Origin of the sequence: Ruminococcus champanellensis 18P13 = JCM 17042 (assembly GCF_000210095.1) — a bacterium.
Taxonomy (GTDB): domain Bacteria; phylum Bacillota; class Clostridia; order Oscillospirales; family Ruminococcaceae; genus Ruminococcus_F; species Ruminococcus_F champanellensis.
This window is the reverse complement of sequence record NC_021039.1, coordinates 2,292,215-2,310,923: the sequence shown is the minus strand read 5'-3', so window position 1 is coordinate 2,310,923 and position 18,709 is coordinate 2,292,215. Positions and strand designations below refer to the sequence as shown.

The window sequence follows — 18,709 nt, the reverse complement described above, 5'->3', positions numbered from 1 at the left end:
GACAAAATCACCTCAAAAAGAATTTGAAAAAAATCAAAAAAGGGGTTGACAAAATCGAAAAGATGTGATAGAATAAAAAAGTACCCCGCAGGAGCGGAAAACCCTGCCATAACGCTGTTCAAATATTGGAGTACGCTAAAAGCAGGCGTGTTCCGGTATATCAGATGGCGGATTGCAATCTCCTCATTCCGTTGAACAAGAAAAGATAGAAGGAGAATGGCGATGCTGGAGGACTGGACGATTTACTCTTGGTATTGCCCAAACTGTAAGACGCAGGTAGCGGGGCTAAAAAACAAGAAAAATCAGATTAGAGTTATTTGCACGAAATGCAGTGCCGAAATGGTCCGCACGGTAGTGGGCAGAAGGCACGATGTGATTGACATATATGCACCGATTGGAATGGAGCATAGTGACTTGGAATTGAGGGAGCATTGATATGACGATGTTAGAAGCTTTCGTAAAAGAGCGCAACGAAGCGCTGTTCAGCCTTGACCGAAAGAAGATCGAGGCCTACATGATCAAATACGGAGAAACGGAAATTGCGCAGACACCCGATGTTGTTTTCTGGGCATCCGTGTACAAGGCCATCTGCAGCATCAAGGATGCGCCGGAGGCCATTGTAAGCAAGGCAAAGACATGGCTGCATGAGCATGGTATGAGTCCTTATCTGGCGGGATGATAATCCCCCCCATTGATCTGCCTGAAGAACATCGAAGCGAGTTCCTATAACAACTGAATCAACGACATCACGACGGAACGGTCGGGCTGAAACAGGGCCGCGCTAAATCCGCTTCCAGGTCACTTGATCGTGGGCAGTAGCCCGAACATGAACCGGTAGTTATTCCAGACATACGTGAGAGGCCACCGGCAAGGTAAGACACTATAGTTCTATCTATAGGTCTGCCTTGTCGGTGGCTTTTTTTGTTTTTCACCGACATCACAAATACATATTCGCAGCCTGAAGTACAAGGGCCAAGGATACAAATACGCTGATTTCAACCTCTTTTGAAAAAGCAGTATGGGTACCCTTAGATTTCTGCGCCCTTTTTCAGGCAGGCAGCATCGGGAGTCCTTTTCGCCAGCGTAGTTGTGTCCTTTGGACCGCAGCAGGCGGAAAGGACTTTTTATGTGCGACCAGTGGCTCTGCTATATCGCTGAATACCCGTGATCTCCGAATTTTTGACTTTCACCCAAATTCAAAAATTCAAAGGAGATTACGACAAATGGGATTTAATTATGGACTCGAAAAGAGAAAGTTCACCGAGGAGTGGAAGAAGCTCTACCGCGAATATAAAGCTGCCGGTATGAGCGAAGAGGATATTCAGGATATCTATGCGTTCGACCTGAATGTGTTCAGGAAAAACAGGACGGAATGCCAGCGCACACAGCCCCTCTCAGAAAGCTCCTGTGACGACGGAACCGAACGGGGTGAATCTATGTCTGCCCTATTAAAAAAGTTCTCCAGCGCGCTTTCTGTGTGCGACAAGTATTCTTTCCAAAGTGACCCCCGCTTTGCGTGGGTTGATGAAATGGAGAATGACGAATTATATCGGAAGATTATTTCTCTGCCCAAAAGAGATATGGACCTGCTGACGCTGATCGCATTTGAAGGATATTCACAGCGGGAGGTTGCAGAAATTCGCGGCATTGCCCCCGCCGCGATCTGCAAAAAAATCGCAAAACTCAAAAAACTTCTGTATGGGGGTTAATTTTTGCCCGTTTTCGTTGCCTACCAAGTGAAAGGATTATTTCGAAAACAAAGGAGCAGCAGAATATGAACCATTTGAACGAGAAGAACTCCGTTTTGAATAGACCGATGTATTTGTGCCTTTGCCCGGTTTGCCTTGGTCAGTTCCTCGACACAGGAATCTATAAGATCGTGCGGGAGAATCACGGACAAGCAAAAGAGCGCTGTGATTTCTGTAATTATCGCAACGGGTACGATTTCATCATCTACTCCAAAGCGGAAAAGAAAGATGAGGTGGCAGACGAATGGCAATGAAAAAGTCTGAGCTGAGAGAACTGTACTTGATGATGTTTCCGGAATATCCGGACATCGTGAACATCACTCAGCTCCAATCGATGCTTGGTATCAGCCGCCATCTTGCCTATGACTTGATCAATGACGGGTATATCAGAGGCCTGAAAATCGGAAATGCTTTCCGGATACCCAAGGTCAATGTCATTGAGTATGTCATGGATCAGGGAAAAAGTGCGATTTGAACTCTGTTTTGATGATCGCATATTTGAGTATCTCCCACCGACCGAATAAAATATAGATGTCGGTGGGAGATGCCTGTATACAATTCAATGATTCCGGAGGTAATAAAAATGGTATCAGGAACTCTTGCGCTGAAGAACGGCTACTATTATGCCGTTCTCAGCTATCAGGACGCAGCAGGAAAGCGTCATCAAAAGTGGGTATCGACAGGATTGCCCCAAAAAGGCAATAAGCGCCGGGCAGAACAGGAGCTTATTCGTATTCGCAGCGAATTCGAGATTCCCCTGGCTGCCGGAGAATTAAACTCCAATATGCTCTTTGCGGACTATTTGGATCAATGGCTTGAGATTGTCAGAGCGAGAATCAAGCCCGCAACATTCGGCTCGTATCAAGGAATGGTCAAAAGCACGATTGGCCCGTATTTCCGCAAAAAGGAGCTAACCTTGAAAGAACTGGAGGCTCGGCACATCCAACAGTTTTATACGGAGAAGCTGAAAACCGTCACCCCGAATTCCGTTATCCACTATCACGCGGTGATTTATCAGGCCTTGAAGTATGCGATGAAAACCGACATGGTGCCGCAGAATGTTGCCATGAAGGTGGATAGGCCACTCGGATTTCAGCACGACCGCCAATATTTATGCCCATCTCGACTACAGATCCAAAATATCCTCGGCGCAGGCAATGGAGCAGGGAATGCTTCTTCCGAGGTCAGATGATTTCGGGAGCCGCTGGGAAAATGTAACCGAGCAGGGCAAAATAACAGAACCGGATTCGAACCCGGTTTTTGACTAAAAAACACGCTGTTCTAACGCAAAAACGGCCAATTCTAACGCCGTTCCAACGCGAAAATCGGAAAATTCAAGGAGTCGGACAAAAAAGGAAAGTCCAGCAAACCCTTGAGTTTACTGGACTTTTTTGGCGGAGAGGATGGGATTCGAACCCATGTGCGATTGCTCGCAAACTGATTTCGAGTCAGCCCCGTTATGACCACTTCGATACCTCTCCGTGTATGTCAAACACGGTCAGAACACCTTGAACCTCAAAAAAGAGGAAAAACCAAAATGTTAGAACGGCGTGTTAGAACAGCGAAATATTTAGTTTTTAGAACCCGCGAAAACCCTTGAAAACAAAGGGAAACGGGTGGACGAAAAAGCCTAAGCCGCGGAGGATTTCGAGTGCTGCACCTTCGACCACTCGGACAACTCTCCGTATTTATTTCTATCCGTATTTCCTTCCAAAAATTTGCTCAAAAATTCGTTGGGGAGAAAACAGGAGAGAAAGCAAAAAATATTCGATTTTGAGATTTTCAGTGTTGAGAAGTATCAAGGAGAATCGGGGGGGCGAAATTCACAGGTTCTGCCGAAATTTCGAGTCAGCCCCGTTATGACCACTTCGATACCTCTCCACATGTGGATAAACAAAATCTATTTCATATTATAACACATTGTCCAGCAAAAAGCAAGTGTTTCAATACAAAAACCGCCTTCTGAGATTGCATCAGAAGGCGGTTTGCATTATGCATGCTTTTTTGCAGATTTCCGATTTCCTTCCGGCTTTACCTCCGGAGCAGATTCCGTAACAGGGGTAGTAGCAGGTACGGGTGCTACTGCCGGATACTGAAAGAACAGGCGTATGGTGATAGCACCCAGCAGCACCAGGTTTGCCAGCGCCAGATACTTCATTTCCATAATATCCACCTTGAACAGGTAATTTGCACTGCTCAGCAGGGTGACAAAATTGATGCCTACAGCGATCCACCAGTCCTTCCGGTACAGGAACGCCCAGAGAATACTGAAAATACAGCAGATGAACACATACCGTTCGTGCATGGCGGGCAGGAAATAGATGCAAACCATGGCACTCCACAGTGCAAGCAGCACCAGTTGCTTGTTGTCCCGGATGCCTTGCCGGGCGATCGCAAAGGCGGAGACCATGAAGATGGCAAACGCCGTCCAGATGCCAAGCTTGGAGAACAGCTCATAATCACCGGGCATGAACACAAACAGATTGGGGCAGTTCATAGTCAGCTGCTTGTAAATATCCGTCTGGGCCCGGTAAATGTTCAACGTGTCGGAGAGACCTCTGCCGGCAATGATGGCTGGCAGATCCATGATGAAGAACACCAGGGGAATCCACAGAAAGTGCAGAATATTCACCTTTCTGGAGGCAAAATAGTAGATCAGCAGCACCGGCAGGAAGAAAATTGCCTGGAGCTTGAATGCAAGCGCTATTCCGTAGAAAATCATGGCTGCCGGATAGTTTTCCTTCACCAGAAAGTAGGTACACAGCAGCAGGAAGGTCACATAGATGAAATCGCACTGACCCCAGAATGCGGAATTCAGGAATGTGTTGGGAACCAGCAGCAGTACAGAATATGCCAATAAATTTTGTGGAGTCAGCAGCTTTGTACCCTTGATTTTGGACAACAACAGCACAGCGGCGGCACTGCCCAGAAAATCGAACAGCACGGACAGATTCTTGATCTCGTACAGGTCGTTGAAGCTAGTTCTGCCTACAATGGCAAGAAACAGCATATAGGGTACGTTGTATTCTCCGATGTTCTGCCCGATGCCGGACAGACCGGGATGTTCCATCAGCTGGGCGATCCAGCTTTTCATGAAAAAACTGTAGTCAGCGGTTTCATGGGGATACAAGTGCCAGCGTAGCTGAAAGGCAATGATGGATATTGCAAGAAAACCCAGCAGTACATCATATTTTTGCAGCAGCCCGGCGATCTTTTTTTCAATAATGCTCATGGGAACCCTCTTTTCGTCTTGTTTTGATCGTCATACCGGGGGATTACTGCTCCGTGCCTTCGCTTTGTGCAAATTGACTGGGGTGCCGGGTAAAAAAGTCCACACGAGGCTCCAGGAATTTCAGCTTGTGATCCTGTCCGCCGCAGAAGAAAGAAATAGGCTCAAAAATATGATCCCAGCTCCAGAAGGACTTATCCAGCTGTAAATACGCCAGGATTTTCTCGGTTCCCTCCGGTGCCATGGGGTGCAGAAGCACGGCTGCGGTACGGATCATATGGAATACATCAATGAGGGTCTGACGGCGCAGCTGTGCGTCTTCCTTTTTGTCCGCATCTCCAAGCTGCTTGACCATCAGCTTGCTTGCCTTGCGGATATAGGTATCCAGCACATAGGTGGCCTGGTGGAACTCAAACCGGTACATAAACCGTTCGTAATCCAGAATGGCTTTTTTTGCAGCCTCCAGCACCGGTGCGGAAACCTCTCCCACCGGCATGACTCCATCGTAGTATTTCTGGGTGGTGTAGATGCAGGTACGGATGATCCGGTTGAATACGTTGGAGAGCAGGAAGCCGTCCTTCAGTACCGGGTCTGCTTCATCCGGCTTTGCGTTGGGGTTCAGGGGCTTAGGCTGGAAGCTGACACTGCGCTGTCCAAGGCCTAGCCCAAGATAGTGCATCCGCAACTGTTCTGCGGTGTAATAGTGCAGCAGGTCTGCTGCCATAGGAGGCTTTACCGAGCCGGAGCTGCTTGCTTTTTTATCCAGGAAGAGAATGTGGTTGTTTGCCACCAGGATGGGCAGCTGCATCTGACCCTCTGCCGGATGAGTGGTCAGGTTGTCCTTGCCCTGCAAAGCCATGAACATGCCCATTTCCGCCACGCCGTAGAAGTAGATGTTGTCAGCGCCGATGAACTGGTATACCTGCGCATCCTTGGAGCACCAGTAGTCCTTCCATTCCTCTGTGTTGTGACCGATCTGCTCCAGGTATGCCATCGTGAAGGAGATGGGCGCCCACAGAGATTCGGGCCATACCCAGATGGTCAAAGGCTCCTCACCCTCCAGTTGGGGTGCAGGTACGCCCCATTCCACGTTGCCGGTAAGCCGGAAGGGGACAAGGGTCTTGCCGGTACGGTACCGGATGCCTTGTTCTGCCAGTACCACACATGCCTGATCGCAGTCCGTCAGCTTTTTGAAGGCGATCGTAAAGGAGGGCTTTTTCGGTTCCTCAATGAATTCGTGTTCCGGCATCTGATCCTTGCAGGCTTCATATTGCTCCAGAAACTCGTTTTTGATATAGATCACCGGGGGCTTGAGAAATTCTCCGATGGTCTTGGAAACCAGGGGGCGCACATTCTTCTGGGTGCGGATCTCGGCAACATACTGGTTCAGCAGCTCGTTCTGCTCCGTCAGATTGAAGTACCAGTTGGTGACCTTTTTCATAATGGGAGTTTCGCCGGTCAGTGTGCTTTTGGGGTTAATGAGCATTTCCGGCATATACTGGTGTCCCAGATCACACTCGTCTGCATAGCCCTTTTCGGAGTTGCATCCCTCCACCGGGCATTTGCCGATGACCTGTCTGCCATTGAGGAATGCGCCTGCCTTTGCGTCATAGAACTGGGAGGTGGCAATGCGGGTCAGGTGCCCGTTTTCATACAGCCGACGGATGAAACGGTCGGATACCTGGTTGTGGATCTCGGCAGTTCGGCCAAGTCCGGATGCACCGAACAGGTTCAGGCTGATGTCATAGTCGTCCAGGGTCAGTTTTTGCGCCTGGTGATTTGCGGCAACAAAATCCTTGATGCTGCCGGTGAAGCCTTCCTCTGCGCATTTGCGGCGGTAGCTTTCTGCGATAGGGGAGCCATAGCAGTCCGTGCCGGATACGAAGATCACGTTGTCCTCGCCGATCCGATCCCGAAGGAACCGGGCGTATACATCTGCAAACACGAATACGCCGCCAATGTGTCCAAAGTGCAGCGTTTTATTTCCATAGGGCATGCCGCCGGTGATCACAGCCCGCTTGGGAAACTCCGGGCGGGTTTCCGGCTTTTTATGAAAGTTTTTTTCCTCGCTCATGTTACATCTGCCTCCAAAAGAATCATATACAATTTAGTATAGCAGATTTTTCTGAAAAATGCAAGAGCAGATGCACTGTATAATTTGCTTCAGATTGCAGCATAGCTGCTTTCGGAAAAAGAAAACCGCATCTTCAAAAGAAGATGCGGTTTGTGGTTTACTCGCTGACGTAGGGGAGCAGAGCGATGTGTCTTGCTCTCTTGATTGCAACTGTCAGTTCACGCTGGTGGAATGCGCAGGTACCGGTTACCCGTCTGGGCAGGATCTTTGCTCTGTCGGTCATGCACTTTCTCAAGCGTGCGATATCCTTGTAATCGATGGTTTCAACACGATCTACGCAGAACATGCAAACCTTCTTACGGGGTCTCTTGCCGCCCCGGGAGTTTCTTTCTCTTTCCATGATAATAACCCTCCTTTTCGAGTTATGGTCAGAAGGGGACTTCGCCGTCGCTGAGGATCTCTTCAAAATCACTCAGATCGCCAAGCTGGATGGACTCCTGCGCAGGCTGAGTCTGAGCGGGGGCAGGGGTTGCCTGCTGCTGCGGCTTGCTGTATGCGGGCTGCTGATAAACCGGCTCCGCAAAATTGCCCTGCTGCTGTCCGCCGCCTTTGGATTCCCCAAAGGAAACGTTGTCAGCCTGAACCTCCATGGAATAGTGCTTAACACCATTTGCATCCGTATAGTCGTTGTTCCGCAGACTGCCTTCCACGATAATCATCTTCCCCTTGGAAAAATAACGGGAAACGAATTCAGCAGTCTGCCGCCAGGTATTGACTCTGATAAAGTCTGCCTGTCGTTCCTGATCCTTGCGGTAGGGCCGGTCAACGGCAACGGAAAAGCGGCATGTAGAAATACCGGATGTGGTCTGGCGCAATTCGGGATCCGCAGTCAATCTGCCCATCAGTATAACCTTGTTCAGCATTTTGAAGCACCTCCAATGTGCATATGATTACTTTACAGTAACCAGGGAACGAAGTACGCCGTCTGTGATATTGACTTTTCTTGTAAATTCAGCGGGATATGCGGGAGTGGACTCGAATGTGTAGATCACATAGTAGCCGTCCAGCTCATCGTTGATCGGGTAAGCCAGCTTGCGCTTGCCCCAGGACTCGTCAACGGATTCCAGTGTCGCATTCTCCTCGATCTGAGCCTTGAACTTTTCGATCAGTTCCTTTACTGCGTCCTCGCCCTTTGCCAGACTGAATACGACCATAGCCTCATACTTTGCGTTTACCTTTGCCATGTTGTTACACCTCCTTTTGGATTTCGCTCACCACAGAGTGTGAGCAAGGATACTATAAAATTATAGCAGAACGTATCCGGTTTGTCAAGCTTTTTTTATAATTTTTCCTCCCGGCTTTACATTTCTTGCGTCTCATGCTATACTTACAAAGAAGAAATGAAAGGAATCCGATAACGCTATGGGGTACGAGGGGCTTTCCAAGCTATTTTATAAATCTCCCGAACAATATCAGGCAGCGTATCAGCGCCGGTTTGCAGGGGATGCAACGGTGCATTTTGCATTTGATGTGCATCAGAAGCCAGCGTTTCTGGTGATCACGCCGGAGCTGCTGAGTCTGATCGATCAAATTCATGTACTGGACAAGCAGCTCACCTGGATCAGCCGACGTTTGCCAAAGATTGCTAAGCAACAGTACAGCACCTGGGCGGTGATCGAGGAGATCCGGCTGACCAACGAGATCGAAGGGGTGCACAGCACTCGTCGTGAGATCCAGCTTCTGGTGGAGGATCACTTGCCGGTGAAGAACGAGCAGCGGTTGGTGGGATTCGTAAAAAAGTACCGGCAGTTGATGAACCGACAATCCATTCCGCTGCGTACCTGTGAGGATCTGCGCCGATTGTATGATGAACTGTGCCTGCCGGATGTGATTGCGGATGCGGCAGATCATGCACCGGACGGGCTGCTGTTCCGGAAGGACAGCGTGTGCATTTATTCTGAATCTCAAAAGGAGATCCACAAGGGGCTGTATCCGGAAAGTGCAATTCTGTCCGCCATGACCAAGGCGCTGGATATGCTGCATGATTCCCAGTTGCCTGTGCTGCTGCGGATTGCCCTGTTTCACTATTGCTTTGCCTATATTCATCCCTTTTATGATGGGAACGGCAGAATGGATCGATTTATCAGCAGCTACTATCTGGCGTGGAATTTCAACCCTCTGCTGGGCTATCATTTATCTTATACCATTAAGAAAGAATTGTCAACCTATTACAAGCTGTTCAAGCAGACCAATGATCCACGCAACTGTGGGGATCTGACCTTGTTTGCAGAGGGATTCCTGCGGATCATCCGCACCTCCTCCGAGAGCCTGAACGCATCTCTGCTGAAGCGACTGGAGAAGATGACCTTTTTCCGGAATCAGCTGCTCAAGCGCTTTCCGAATGACCGGCATTTCCGTGTGCTGCACATTCTGATGCTGAACACCCTGTTCGGCTATCGGGGGCTGACCCTGCCGGAGCTTGCGGCTGCCTGTGGCATGGATGAGCCGCTGACGGCGGTGCTGCTGCAAACCCTTGCTACCCAGACTCCCCTGGTGGTGCTGTACCGGGAAGGGGAGCATACCATGTATGAAGTAAATCTGGAGCGGTTGGCGGAGATTCCGTAACCGTTCTGCATGTGACAGTCGTCCCATAGGGCGGCTGTTTTTTTGCACAGCCTCTTGACAAGATGCATTCTGTATGGTATGATACATGTAGTAAGCATATGCTAACTACATGTACAGGAGGTGAAACAATGAGCGTAGTAGTGGTAGGCGGCAATGAATGCATGGTGACGCGGTATAAGCAGATTTGCAGTTCCTATAACTGTAAATCCAAGGTGTTCACCCATATGACAGTGAATTTTGAGCAGAAGATCGGATCTCCGGATCTGGTGGTGGTTTTCACCAACACCTGTTCCCATAAGATGGTGGTCAGTGTGGATAACAAGGCCAGTAAGCAGGATTTCCGGGTGGCAAAAATACATAGCGCCAGTGCAAGCGCACTGAAAACCGTACTGGAACAGTACTGCAAAGTGTGAGGCAACACCGCTCATCTCTTGTACGATGTTGTCTTATGAGATGGGCACTACTTTTATAAAGAAACAGCCTGTAGAAGCTGCTACAGGCTGTTTTGCTTATTCCAGGGGCATGTCCATGTATTGAATATCCAGGTCTACATCTCCTGCAATGCCAGGGATTCGTCCCCGGCAGCTCATCTGCCAGATGGCATAGTCTCCGGCATAGTCGGTCTGATCTGTGTAATGGGCAAGCCATACCGGGTGCTTTTTCTGCGGATACCAGAAATTGTTCAGATAGTTTTTGCTGCCGTACAGCATGGCGGAGTAGCCCTGTTCCTGCATTTCCTCTGCAAATACCTCAAACAGCTGGTTCAGGTCGTGAATGCTCATGCTGTACTTCTGAAAATTGCTGAAGCTTTCCCAGTCGAATACCACCGGAAAATCCAGCTTTGCGCCATCCAGGTTCCGGGCGATCCACTGGGCTTCCTTGCGGACAGCCTGTTCGCTGTTGGCAGTGGTATAAAAGTATACTCCCACGTCCAGGTCCGCAGCCTTTGCTGCCTGCATGTTGGCACGATAGTATTCGTCCATTTCAATGCCGCTGCGGCTGTGACCCATCCGCATAATCACAAACTCGCAGCCGGCATCCCGGACAGCTTCAAAATCGATCGTTCCCTGCCATTTGGATACATCGATCCCAAGCCGTTTATTTGCACCTCCGTATGCATCGGCAAAGTCTGAAAAGGCGAGCCGGGGCTTATCGTCCGTATAGGTGGGCAGCTTGTCCACCACCGTCACAGTCAGATCCCAACTGGTTTGATTCCCGGCGGAATCCGTAACAGTTGCAGTAATGGGATACTTGCCCGGCTGGGAGGTGTCCACCGTTCCCGTATAGGTCAGCCGGGGCTTTTTGTCGTAGTTATCCGCAAAACCCACGCATTTGTTCAGATCAAAGGATTTTCCGGTCTGGATCACCGTACCGTATCCGCCGTTAAGCAGCAGAGGAGGGGTGGTATCCTCGACCTGGTACCGGATGGTCTGACTGTAGGATTCCCCGTTGTAGGTAAACTCCACTGTCTGCTCCAACGTGCCGGTTCTGGAGGTGTCCAGCCAGTCGCTGCCGTTTTTCAGTCGGATATCCGGCGCCGTGATATAGTCCTTCAGCCGGACGGTTTCGTATACCTCTACTGCGCCGGCAGTTTCCGGAGAAATCTGCCGTTTGGGGGGTTCCGTGGCAGCCGCTGTTTCCGTGGTTTCCGCCGGATCCGTCCCAGTGGTTTCTGTTGTTGTGGCAGATGTGGTGACAGTGGTGGTGCGATTCGCAGCGGTGGTGCCGGGTTCCGTTGCTGCGGTGGTGGATGCTTCTGTGGCAGGGACAGCGTCAACGGGCTTTGCCTCCTGGGCACTGCAACCTGCCAGCAGCATGGAGAGGGCTGAAGCCAGCAGCCAGAAATGTTTTTTCATAGTATGCTCCTTTTCATTCGGATACGACCAGTATAGCATGGATCCGACAAAAAGTAAAGGCAAAGCGACAGATAGGCTTTTTATATATTGGAAGGAGGAGCGCTGTTATTCCGTTCCCAGCAGGGTATGGTGCAGGATCCCTAACCATTCCCGAACCCAGTAGGTGGGGATAAGCCAGGGTTGTGTATGGGCCGGGATGCTGCTGACAGTCCAGCCGCAGTCCTTGGCGATCATGCTTGCCCGCAACTGGTGAAATTCGTTTGTGACCAGGGCGATTTCCTTGGGCATGCAGCCCCGTTCCGCCAGCAATTCTTTGGAAAAACGCAGGTTTTCCCGGGTACTGGTGGAGCGATCCTCCTGTAAGATTCGGTCAGCAGGCACCCCCTTTTCCGTCAGGTACTGGTACATGCAGGCAGCCTCGCTGATGTCCTCGTTGCTGCCCTTGCCGCCGGATACCACCAGCAGACAGTCCGGATGCTCCGTCCAGTAGGCGTAAGCCGCATCCAATCGCTGTTGCAGCATGATACTGGGACGGGTGCCGTTTACCTTACAGCCCAGCACAATGGCTACGTCTGCATTTTGCGTGCGTTTGCCGTATGCCCCGTACAGCATGCCGCCGGTCAGACCCACCGCCAGCAGCACTCCCAACAGGCACAGTCCCAGAACTGTACGGCTGGTGATCCGAAACCAGAGCTGCTCCCCGTGGGCAATATACCATTGATGCAGCGGTGTTTTGAAGCACCACAGAAGGAATCCTCCCAGGCATAGCCCCAATCCCAGCAGGTTTCCGGCGTTGATGATCCTTGCGAACATGGGCAGCAAAAACACAAGCGCCCCGCACAGAAGCAGTGCGGGGAGGATGCGTTCGATCAGAATGGATCTCATGTAAAGTTTTCTTCCAGAGCCTTTGCCAGCTGTGCGGGGCAGGATGTGCCCTTGCCGTTGCAGTCAATGCCCTGGAGCCGGTCGATGACATCTTCCACCTTCATGCCCTTTACGAGACTGCTGATGCCCTTGGTATTGCCGTTGCAGCCGCCGATAAACTGCACGTTCTGTACGATATCGTCCTCCACCTCAATGTCGATGCGGCGGGGACAGATGCCGTGGGGCTGATAAGAAATTTTCATGGATTATGCCTCCTTCTTGTTGGCAAGCTTGATGATCCGATCCAGATTTTCCTTGCTGGTGCTGTTGCTGCCCAGATGCGTGGGCTGCGCATTGTAAAGCCCGTGGAAATCGGAGCCGCCGGTTACGATCAGATTATACTTCTGCGCAATCTTCCGCAGCTCTTCCCGCTGTGCCTCGTTTGCGGTGTAGTGATCCACCTCTACGCCGTCGATCTTGCCCATTTCCGCAAGCTCCACCAGCAGCTCCACGTTGTGGTACAGCATGGGGTGCGCCATGACAGCCACGCCCCGGGCGGAATGGATCAGATCCAGTACAAATTTTACATCCGGATATTCCCGCTCTACCAGGCAGGATCCATTCTCCAGATTAAACAGCTCATCGTTTAATTCACCGTAAAACTCCAGGGCATAGCCGTAGTCGATCAGTGCCCGCATGATATGCTGTTTGAAGATGCTCTTGGAGCTTGTAGCATGCCGCATAACGCTTTCCAAGGTGATGGGGAACCGCTCCATAACTTTTTCCACCATTTCCTTGCTGCATGCTTTCCGGATCTCACAGGATTTCAGGCACAGTCCTTCCAGCCGATCCGGCTTTTTGGGGGCATAGCAGAGGATATGTACCTTGCTGTTCCGGGCTTTGTCCCATGCGGAAAGCTCTACGCCCTGGATGATACGAACTCCGTAACGTTCGCCTAAGATGTTTGCTCTGGAGAAGGACGAAAGCGTGTCGTGATCGGTGATGGACAAAAAGTCGATGCCGGTGCGCTTTGCCTGCATAATGATATCCTCGATGCCGAGAGAGCCGTCGGATAATTTGGTATGGCAATGCAGATCACAAATCATAGTGAAACCTCCTTTGAGTATCCGCTTTAGAGTGCTAATGTGAGAAAACACAGTAAGATACGAATATTATAGCATACAAGCAGAGAAAAAGCAAGCATTTTCGCAGAAGCGGAAACACTTGCCTTGTTCATGCTATTTTTTGCGTTCAATATGCTTGTTGATAAGCATACCGATCAGTCCGATGCCGCCAGTGATGCCAAATGCTACCAGACTCACCAGATATTTGCCCTGCCCGAAGGAACTGCCGATATAGGCGGAGGACAGAATGGAGGGGATCCGGGCAAGCGTGGCGATCAGCAGATACCGGGTGGGATTGATCCGGGTCAGGGGCACCAGGTAGGTGAGCAGATCCTTCGGGGTTCCCGGAATAAAGAACAGAAGGAATACCGCCCATTCCAGCTTGTTTTCGTCCTGGAGCAGCCGATGGTTTTTGATCTTCTCCTCCGGCACAAAGTATCCCACCAGAGGTCTGCCGAATTTCCGCACCAGCAGGAACACTATGGCAGTGCCGATGATGACACCCAGCAGACCGTACAGGGTGCCGGGGATGGTACCGAACAGCACGCCCCCCAGCAGTTCAATTGGCTCGCCAGGCACAAAGGCAATGATCACATGAAACACATGCAGCAGAATGTAGATCACCGGGGCAAAGGCTCCGTAGGACTCCACCCGCTGCTTCATGACGATCCTGCCGTCATTGGTGGAAAGCTGTCGGATCCAGGGTAAGAGCAGGAGCGTGATGGCGATGGTGGTAATGATGTATGCGGCTACGATCAGCAGCCGTTTTTTCGCTTCTTTCGATAATTTACTCATAGCTTTAGGGTGCGCAGAATCCGGAGATTCATACAAGCCGGCGCCCGTTCCCTCCTTTGTATATAAGGAATCCCCACACTTGCATGCGGGGATCGTGGTTTATGTAGTGGCTTCTGTGCTTGCCGGTTCAGACTGGGCAGGCGCTGTTTCTCCTTTATAAAGATTCAGCTGCTTGCCGGTGTCGATGATGGCTTGTGCAATTTCCTTGGCATATTCCGTCTGCTTGGTATCAAAGTAGGTGTTATCCTCCTCGTTGGACAGAAAACCAAGCTCCGTCAGACAGCTGGGCATGTCGGTGTGCCGGTTGACATAGTAATTCTTGCCGTCCGCATCCCGATAGCCTTCCTTGGTGCCCCGGTTTTTGGTGACACCCACCCGCTCCAGCGCAGCCAGAATATTGCTTGCCAGCAGAGCGTCTCCCGTTTCGGAGTTTTCGTTGATCCAGATCTCCACGCCGTTGCCTTCTGTGGCACTGTTCCGATGGAAGGAGATGAACAGATCCGAGTGCCCTTCGTTTGCCACCTTGCAGCGATTTTCCAGGGAAATAAATGTGTCGTCCGAACGGGTCATCAGAATCTCTACGTTGGGGAATTTCTGCAATTCCTTCTGGACTGCCAGAGTGATTGCCAGATTATCATCCTTTTCCAGGCGGGTTTCATCTCCGTTGTGACAGCCTACGTCATTGCCGCCGTGTCCGGCGTCCAGGGTGACGGTAAATTTTTTTACCGGCTGGGTGGTTTCCGCTTGTGTCGCAGTGGTATTCTGTGGTTCGTCGGTTCCGCTTTCATCCTTGCTGAAACAGGAATAGAGCATGAAAATCAATGCAAACAGGATCAGCCCGGTAACGAGGATACGATCCCATCTGACGCGACGTCGTTTTGCCATATGTAAATTCCCCTTGTCTTTTGATTATTTCTTTTTTGGGATTCATTCTTTACTCTACTTCTTATTATAACATGCCCTATATAAAAATGCAACCATTCCGGCGGAAAGTTTTTCTGAATCTGAAAAAAATCCCATGTGGTGTATGAATATGTAGCAGGGCATATTATCTTAGTGTCAACACGACCTTAGCTTCGGGCAAAAAAGAAAGACCCACGAAAAAGCGTGAGCCCAGGTGTATATGGTTGGGATAGCTGGATTCGAACCAGCGAGTGACGGAGTCAAAGTCCGTTGCCTTACCGCTTGGCTATACCCCAAAATAGTGATTCTATTATAACATACTGTTTCAAAAAATGCAAGCATTTTTTCCAAACGCATGTATCACAAGAAACCGGCAGACGCATTCGCTGCACCTGCCGGCTTTGTTTATTCTGCTTTGCCCTGAATATATGCCATCGGGTCAATGAATATTCCGTCCCGGTATACCTCAAAATGCAGATGGGAGGGATCGGCGCTTTCGATTTCCGCCGTATCGCCTACGGCGCCGATTGCATCGCCTCCTTTGACCTCGTCTCCGGCGGTGACGGTGACGCCGCTGTTCAGATTACAGTAGCGGCTGACGATGCCGTTGCCGTGATCGATGGTGACACATACCCCAAGCAGGCCGTCCTCCTCAACGGATTTGACCGTTCCTGCCGCAATGCTCACCACGTCATCGCCAATCTCTGCGGCAAGATCCGCACCGTTGTGGGTTTGCCAGGCACCAGTGGTTGCGGATTTGACCAGTTCCCCATTGCTGAAGGGATTGAGCACATCACCCTCTACCGGCATCACCGGTTTAGGGGTGGGGGTCGGCTTGTTTACCGGGGCTGCCGGGGCGGATTGAACGGCTGCGGGTTCTGCGGTTGCAGGCACCATAGCTTCTGTGACAGCAGGTGTTGTAGTGGTTGTCCGGGTGTATGTGGTGGTGGAAGGTGCGGAGGTTGTGGATTTCGGCACATTTTCTTTTGTAAAGGATACGCTCTGTTCTGACTGGAGACTGGATTCCAACTGGGCGGACAGGTCATTGCTTGTCTGGGTATAGGCAAAGTAGCAGGCGGCGCCCACCATGGCAACACATAGGGATAAAGCAATGTAAAACCCCTTTCCTGCAAGTACATTGGATGCACTGGATCTTGACTTTTTCATATTCACTCCGTTTCTCCGCCGTTGGGTGGAATCGGTGCCGCTGCGGCGGTCAGCACATTTGAACCGGTAGTTCTGTGAAATATTGTTGCCGGATCTGGCGGGATTATACAATGGGATGCATGTAACGCTACAGATTAAATGATAGCTTTATTTAATATAAAAATAAAAACTTGGACTATTTCTGAAAAATCTCTTGACACAGGAAAAATAATTGTGTAAAATGTAGAGGAAGTAAAGAAACGCATGGCTATTAAATAAAGCCGTATTTCTTTATTTAAGTTCGTTTGCTTATAAAAAATAAGGAGGATTTTTGATGAGAGGGAAGAAACTACTTGCATGCGCTACTGCATGCGCAATGATGGCTACCGCATCTGCCGCAGGCACCTTTGGTGTTATGGCTGCGGATGGCCTGGGCGGCTTCGCATGGTCTGCCACAGAAGGATACCAGGAGGGTACCACCGGCGTGACCAACGGTGCGGATTCCGTCACAGTCAGCTTTGCTGATACGGACAACGGTACAAGCAATGCAGCTGGATTTTACCACAACTTTGACGGGGCAGACTGGTCCGAGTATGATACGCTGAGCTTTACGCTGACCAACGAAAGCGCCAGCGACATCAGCTTTGCAGCAGCAGTCAACACCGGATCGTCCTGGAAGTGGCACCAGAGCGACAATATCACCGTCAGTGCCGGAGCATCCAAGGATGTGACCCTGTATCTGAAGGCAGAGGAGTGGTGGTACTATGATGCAGACACCCAGACCAATTCCCTGGTGACGATTGCAGACCTGTATAATGTACAGCGTGTCAATATGATGATTATGTCCACCAGCGAGACTGCAACTGTCAGCGGTTCTGTTACTCTGAACGGCTGGAAGCTGGAGAAATCCGGAAGCGGTGAGGTGGTTGAGCCGAAGGATGGGTTCTACGTAGACGGCACGGTACTGCGGGATGCAAACCAGAACGCATTTGAAATGCGGGGCACCAACTACGCTTACACCTGGTACAAGTGGGAGGGCAACGAAGAAGCCACTCTCAAGGAAATTGCGGCTTACGGTGCAAATACAGTCCGGATCGTACTGTCCGACGGTCAGCAGTATACCAAGAACACAGCAGGCGAGGTTGCAAATCTCATCAGTCTGTGCGAAAAGTATAAGCTGATTGCCGTTCTGGAGGTTCATGATGTGACCGGTAAGGATGATGCAAATCTGCTGCTGAATGCTGCAAAGTATTTCAGCGAGATCAAGTCCGCCCTGATCGGACACGAGGATACGGTCATCATCAACATTGCCAACGAATGGCAGGGTAACACCAACACCAGCAGCTGGGAGAGTGCTTACATTGCCGCTGTAAAGGAGATCCGTGACGCTGGTCTGACCCACTGCATCATGTGTGACGCAGGCGGTTGGGGTCAGGGTTATGTGACCGTTCGGGACGGCGGCAGCGCAGTGCTGGCATCCGACCCGGAGAAGAATGTGATGTTCTCTGTACATATGTATGGTACCGCAGGCGGCAACGCTGCTACGATCAAGAGCGTCATTGACGGCATTATGACCCGGAATCTTTGCCTGGTAATTGGCGAGTTTGGCTATAAGCATTCCGATGGCGAGGTTGATGAAGCATACATTATGGAATACTGTAAGGATGTACAGATCGGCTGGATGGCATGGAGCTGGTACGGCAACGGCAGCCCGGTTGAGTACCTGGATATGTCCTCTGCAAATGCCGGCGGCACCCTGTCTGCTGACTGGGGCGAGGTTGTAGTAAACGGCAAGAATGGCTGGAAGGAAACCTCTAAGGTATGCTCTGTGTATGCGGATGCACCGATCACAACTACCACCACTGAGCCTGTTGTGACCACCACTACAACAGAGGAGACTACCACAACTACAACGGAAGCAGAAACCACAATGGCAGAAGTAAGTACCACGACGACTACTACCACAACAGTTGCTGAGACCAGTACAGAGGCTGGCGAAACCACAACCACTACAACCACCCAGACTGTAGCTACCCTGTACGGCGATGTAGACTGCAACGGCGTGGTCGAGATCAATGATATCGTTCTGCTGGCTCGGTACATTGCACAGGATCAGGGTATTCCCGCAATCTCCGCAGAAGGTCTTGCAAATGCAAACTGCGTCCAGGATACAAATGTGGATTCAAGTGACCTGACGCAGATCGCACGGTATCTGGCACATCTGATTACTGCTGAGGAACTGGTTGTTACTGATACTACAAACAACTGAGTGTTTGATTGCAAAGCAGCTTTACCCCCCCTCTTTTGATATGTTGAAAAAACCACTGTTTTTACGGTGGTTTTTT

20 protein-coding genes and 2 tRNA genes are annotated in these 18,709 nt (G+C 50.5%); 8 read left to right on the top strand and 14 right to left on the bottom strand.

Going from position 1 to position 18,709, the window contains the following annotated elements; all coding sequences use genetic code 11:
- Positions 1-436: 436 nt before the first annotated feature.
- The 5 genes from RUM_RS10605 (at position 437) to RUM_RS10585 (ending at position 2,940) form a co-directional block, all read left to right on the top strand.
- Positions 437-679 carry a hypothetical protein gene (locus tag RUM_RS10605; RefSeq protein WP_015559105.1) on the top strand — a complete coding sequence of 81 codons (243 nt, stop codon included), beginning with the start codon at positions 437-439 and terminating at the stop codon, positions 677-679.
- A 544-nt stretch (positions 680-1,223) separates the two neighbouring features.
- Complete coding sequence (locus RUM_RS10600) at positions 1,224-1,709, top strand: sigma factor-like helix-turn-helix DNA-binding protein (protein ID WP_015559104.1); 486 nt, start codon at positions 1,224-1,226, stop codon at positions 1,707-1,709.
- A 65-nt stretch (positions 1,710-1,774) separates the two neighbouring features.
- Positions 1,775-2,002: a hypothetical protein gene (locus RUM_RS10595; RefSeq protein WP_015559103.1), complete on the top strand. Its 228-nt coding sequence runs from the start codon at positions 1,775-1,777 to the stop codon at positions 2,000-2,002.
- Positions 1,993-2,223: a helix-turn-helix domain-containing protein gene (locus tag RUM_RS10590; protein WP_015559102.1), complete on the top strand. Its 231-nt coding sequence runs from the start codon at positions 1,993-1,995 to the stop codon at positions 2,221-2,223. The genes RUM_RS10595 and RUM_RS10590 overlap by 10 nt, the downstream gene beginning before the upstream one ends.
- A gap of 108 nt (positions 2,224-2,331) precedes the next feature.
- Entirely contained in the window at positions 2,332-2,940 is a 609-nt protein-coding gene (locus RUM_RS10585; RefSeq protein WP_015559101.1) for an N-terminal phage integrase SAM-like domain-containing protein, read from the top strand.
- A 200-nt stretch (positions 2,941-3,140) separates the two neighbouring features.
- Here RUM_RS10585 and RUM_RS10580 read toward each other — a convergent pair.
- The 6 genes from RUM_RS10580 to rpsF form a co-directional block, all read right to left on the bottom strand.
- Positions 3,141-3,229, bottom strand: a tRNA-Ser gene (locus RUM_RS10580).
- 509 nt (positions 3,230-3,738) lie between these two features.
- Positions 3,739-4,980: a hypothetical protein gene (locus RUM_RS10575; RefSeq protein ID WP_015559100.1), complete on the bottom strand. Its 1,242-nt coding sequence runs from the start codon at positions 4,978-4,980 to the stop codon at positions 3,739-3,741.
- Between the two features lie 43 nt (positions 4,981-5,023).
- Complete coding sequence (locus RUM_RS10570) at positions 5,024-7,051, bottom strand: class I tRNA ligase family protein (protein WP_015559099.1); 2,028 nt, start codon at positions 7,049-7,051, stop codon at positions 5,024-5,026.
- A 157-nt stretch (positions 7,052-7,208) separates the two neighbouring features.
- Positions 7,209-7,451, bottom strand: coding sequence for a 30S ribosomal protein S18 (rpsR, locus tag RUM_RS10565; protein ID WP_015559098.1), 243 nt, complete (start codon positions 7,449-7,451; stop codon positions 7,209-7,211).
- 28 nt (positions 7,452-7,479) lie between these two features.
- Entirely contained in the window at positions 7,480-7,974 is a 495-nt protein-coding gene (locus RUM_RS10560; protein WP_015559097.1) for a single-stranded DNA-binding protein, read from the bottom strand.
- A gap of 27 nt (positions 7,975-8,001) precedes the next feature.
- On the bottom strand, positions 8,002-8,295 hold the full coding sequence (gene rpsF / locus RUM_RS10555; RefSeq protein ID WP_015559096.1) for a 30S ribosomal protein S6: 294 nt from the start codon (positions 8,293-8,295) through the stop codon (positions 8,002-8,004).
- A gap of 178 nt (positions 8,296-8,473) precedes the next feature.
- On the opposite strand from rpsF, the gene RUM_RS10550 reads away from it, so the two are divergent.
- Complete coding sequence (locus RUM_RS10550) at positions 8,474-9,676, top strand: Fic family protein (protein WP_015559095.1); 1,203 nt, start codon at positions 8,474-8,476, stop codon at positions 9,674-9,676.
- Between the two features lie 128 nt (positions 9,677-9,804).
- Positions 9,805-10,089: a DUF2325 domain-containing protein gene (locus RUM_RS10545; RefSeq protein WP_015559094.1), complete on the top strand. Its 285-nt coding sequence runs from the start codon at positions 9,805-9,807 to the stop codon at positions 10,087-10,089.
- Positions 10,090-10,185: 96 nt separating this feature from the next.
- Here the strand turns inward: RUM_RS10545 and RUM_RS10540 are convergent, their stop codons facing one another.
- The 8 genes from RUM_RS10540 to RUM_RS10505 all read right to left on the bottom strand — a co-directional run bounded on the left by RUM_RS10540 (position 10,186) and on the right by RUM_RS10505 (position 16,385).
- Positions 10,186-11,532, bottom strand: coding sequence for a GH25 family lysozyme (locus RUM_RS10540; protein ID WP_015559093.1), 1,347 nt, complete (start codon positions 11,530-11,532; stop codon positions 10,186-10,188).
- A 105-nt stretch (positions 11,533-11,637) separates the two neighbouring features.
- The gene (locus tag RUM_RS10535) at positions 11,638-12,417 is read right to left on the bottom strand and encodes a YdcF family protein (RefSeq protein WP_015559092.1); all 780 of its coding nucleotides are present in this window, start codon (positions 12,415-12,417) and stop codon (positions 11,638-11,640) included.
- Positions 12,414-12,659: a TIGR03905 family TSCPD domain-containing protein gene (locus RUM_RS10530; protein ID WP_015559091.1), complete on the bottom strand. Its 246-nt coding sequence runs from the start codon at positions 12,657-12,659 to the stop codon at positions 12,414-12,416. Before RUM_RS10530 ends, RUM_RS10535 begins: the two co-directional genes overlap by 4 nt.
- A 3-nt stretch (positions 12,660-12,662) precedes the next feature.
- Positions 12,663-13,502 (bottom strand): PHP domain-containing protein, encoded by an 840-nt coding sequence (locus tag RUM_RS10525; RefSeq protein WP_015559090.1) that lies wholly within the window; start codon positions 13,500-13,502, stop codon positions 12,663-12,665.
- 132 nt (positions 13,503-13,634) lie between these two features.
- Positions 13,635-14,315: a TVP38/TMEM64 family protein gene (locus tag RUM_RS10520; RefSeq protein WP_015559089.1), complete on the bottom strand. Its 681-nt coding sequence runs from the start codon at positions 14,313-14,315 to the stop codon at positions 13,635-13,637.
- 99 nt (positions 14,316-14,414) lie between these two features.
- The gene (locus RUM_RS12240; protein ID WP_015559088.1) at positions 14,415-15,200 is read right to left on the bottom strand and encodes an N-acetylmuramoyl-L-alanine amidase family protein; all 786 of its coding nucleotides are present in this window, start codon (positions 15,198-15,200) and stop codon (positions 14,415-14,417) included.
- A 239-nt stretch (positions 15,201-15,439) separates the two neighbouring features.
- Positions 15,440-15,514: transfer RNA gene (locus RUM_RS10510), tRNA-Gln, on the bottom strand.
- 109 nt (positions 15,515-15,623) lie between these two features.
- A complete protein-coding gene (locus RUM_RS10505) occupies positions 15,624-16,385 on the bottom strand; it encodes a M23 family metallopeptidase (protein WP_015559087.1) in 762 nt (253 codons plus the stop codon).
- A 313-nt stretch (positions 16,386-16,698) separates the two neighbouring features.
- On the opposite strand from RUM_RS10505, the gene RUM_RS12235 reads away from it, so the two are divergent.
- Positions 16,699-18,633 (top strand): cellulase family glycosylhydrolase, encoded by a 1,935-nt coding sequence (locus RUM_RS12235; protein WP_015559086.1) that lies wholly within the window; start codon positions 16,699-16,701, stop codon positions 18,631-18,633.
- Positions 18,634-18,709 lie beyond the last annotated feature (76 nt).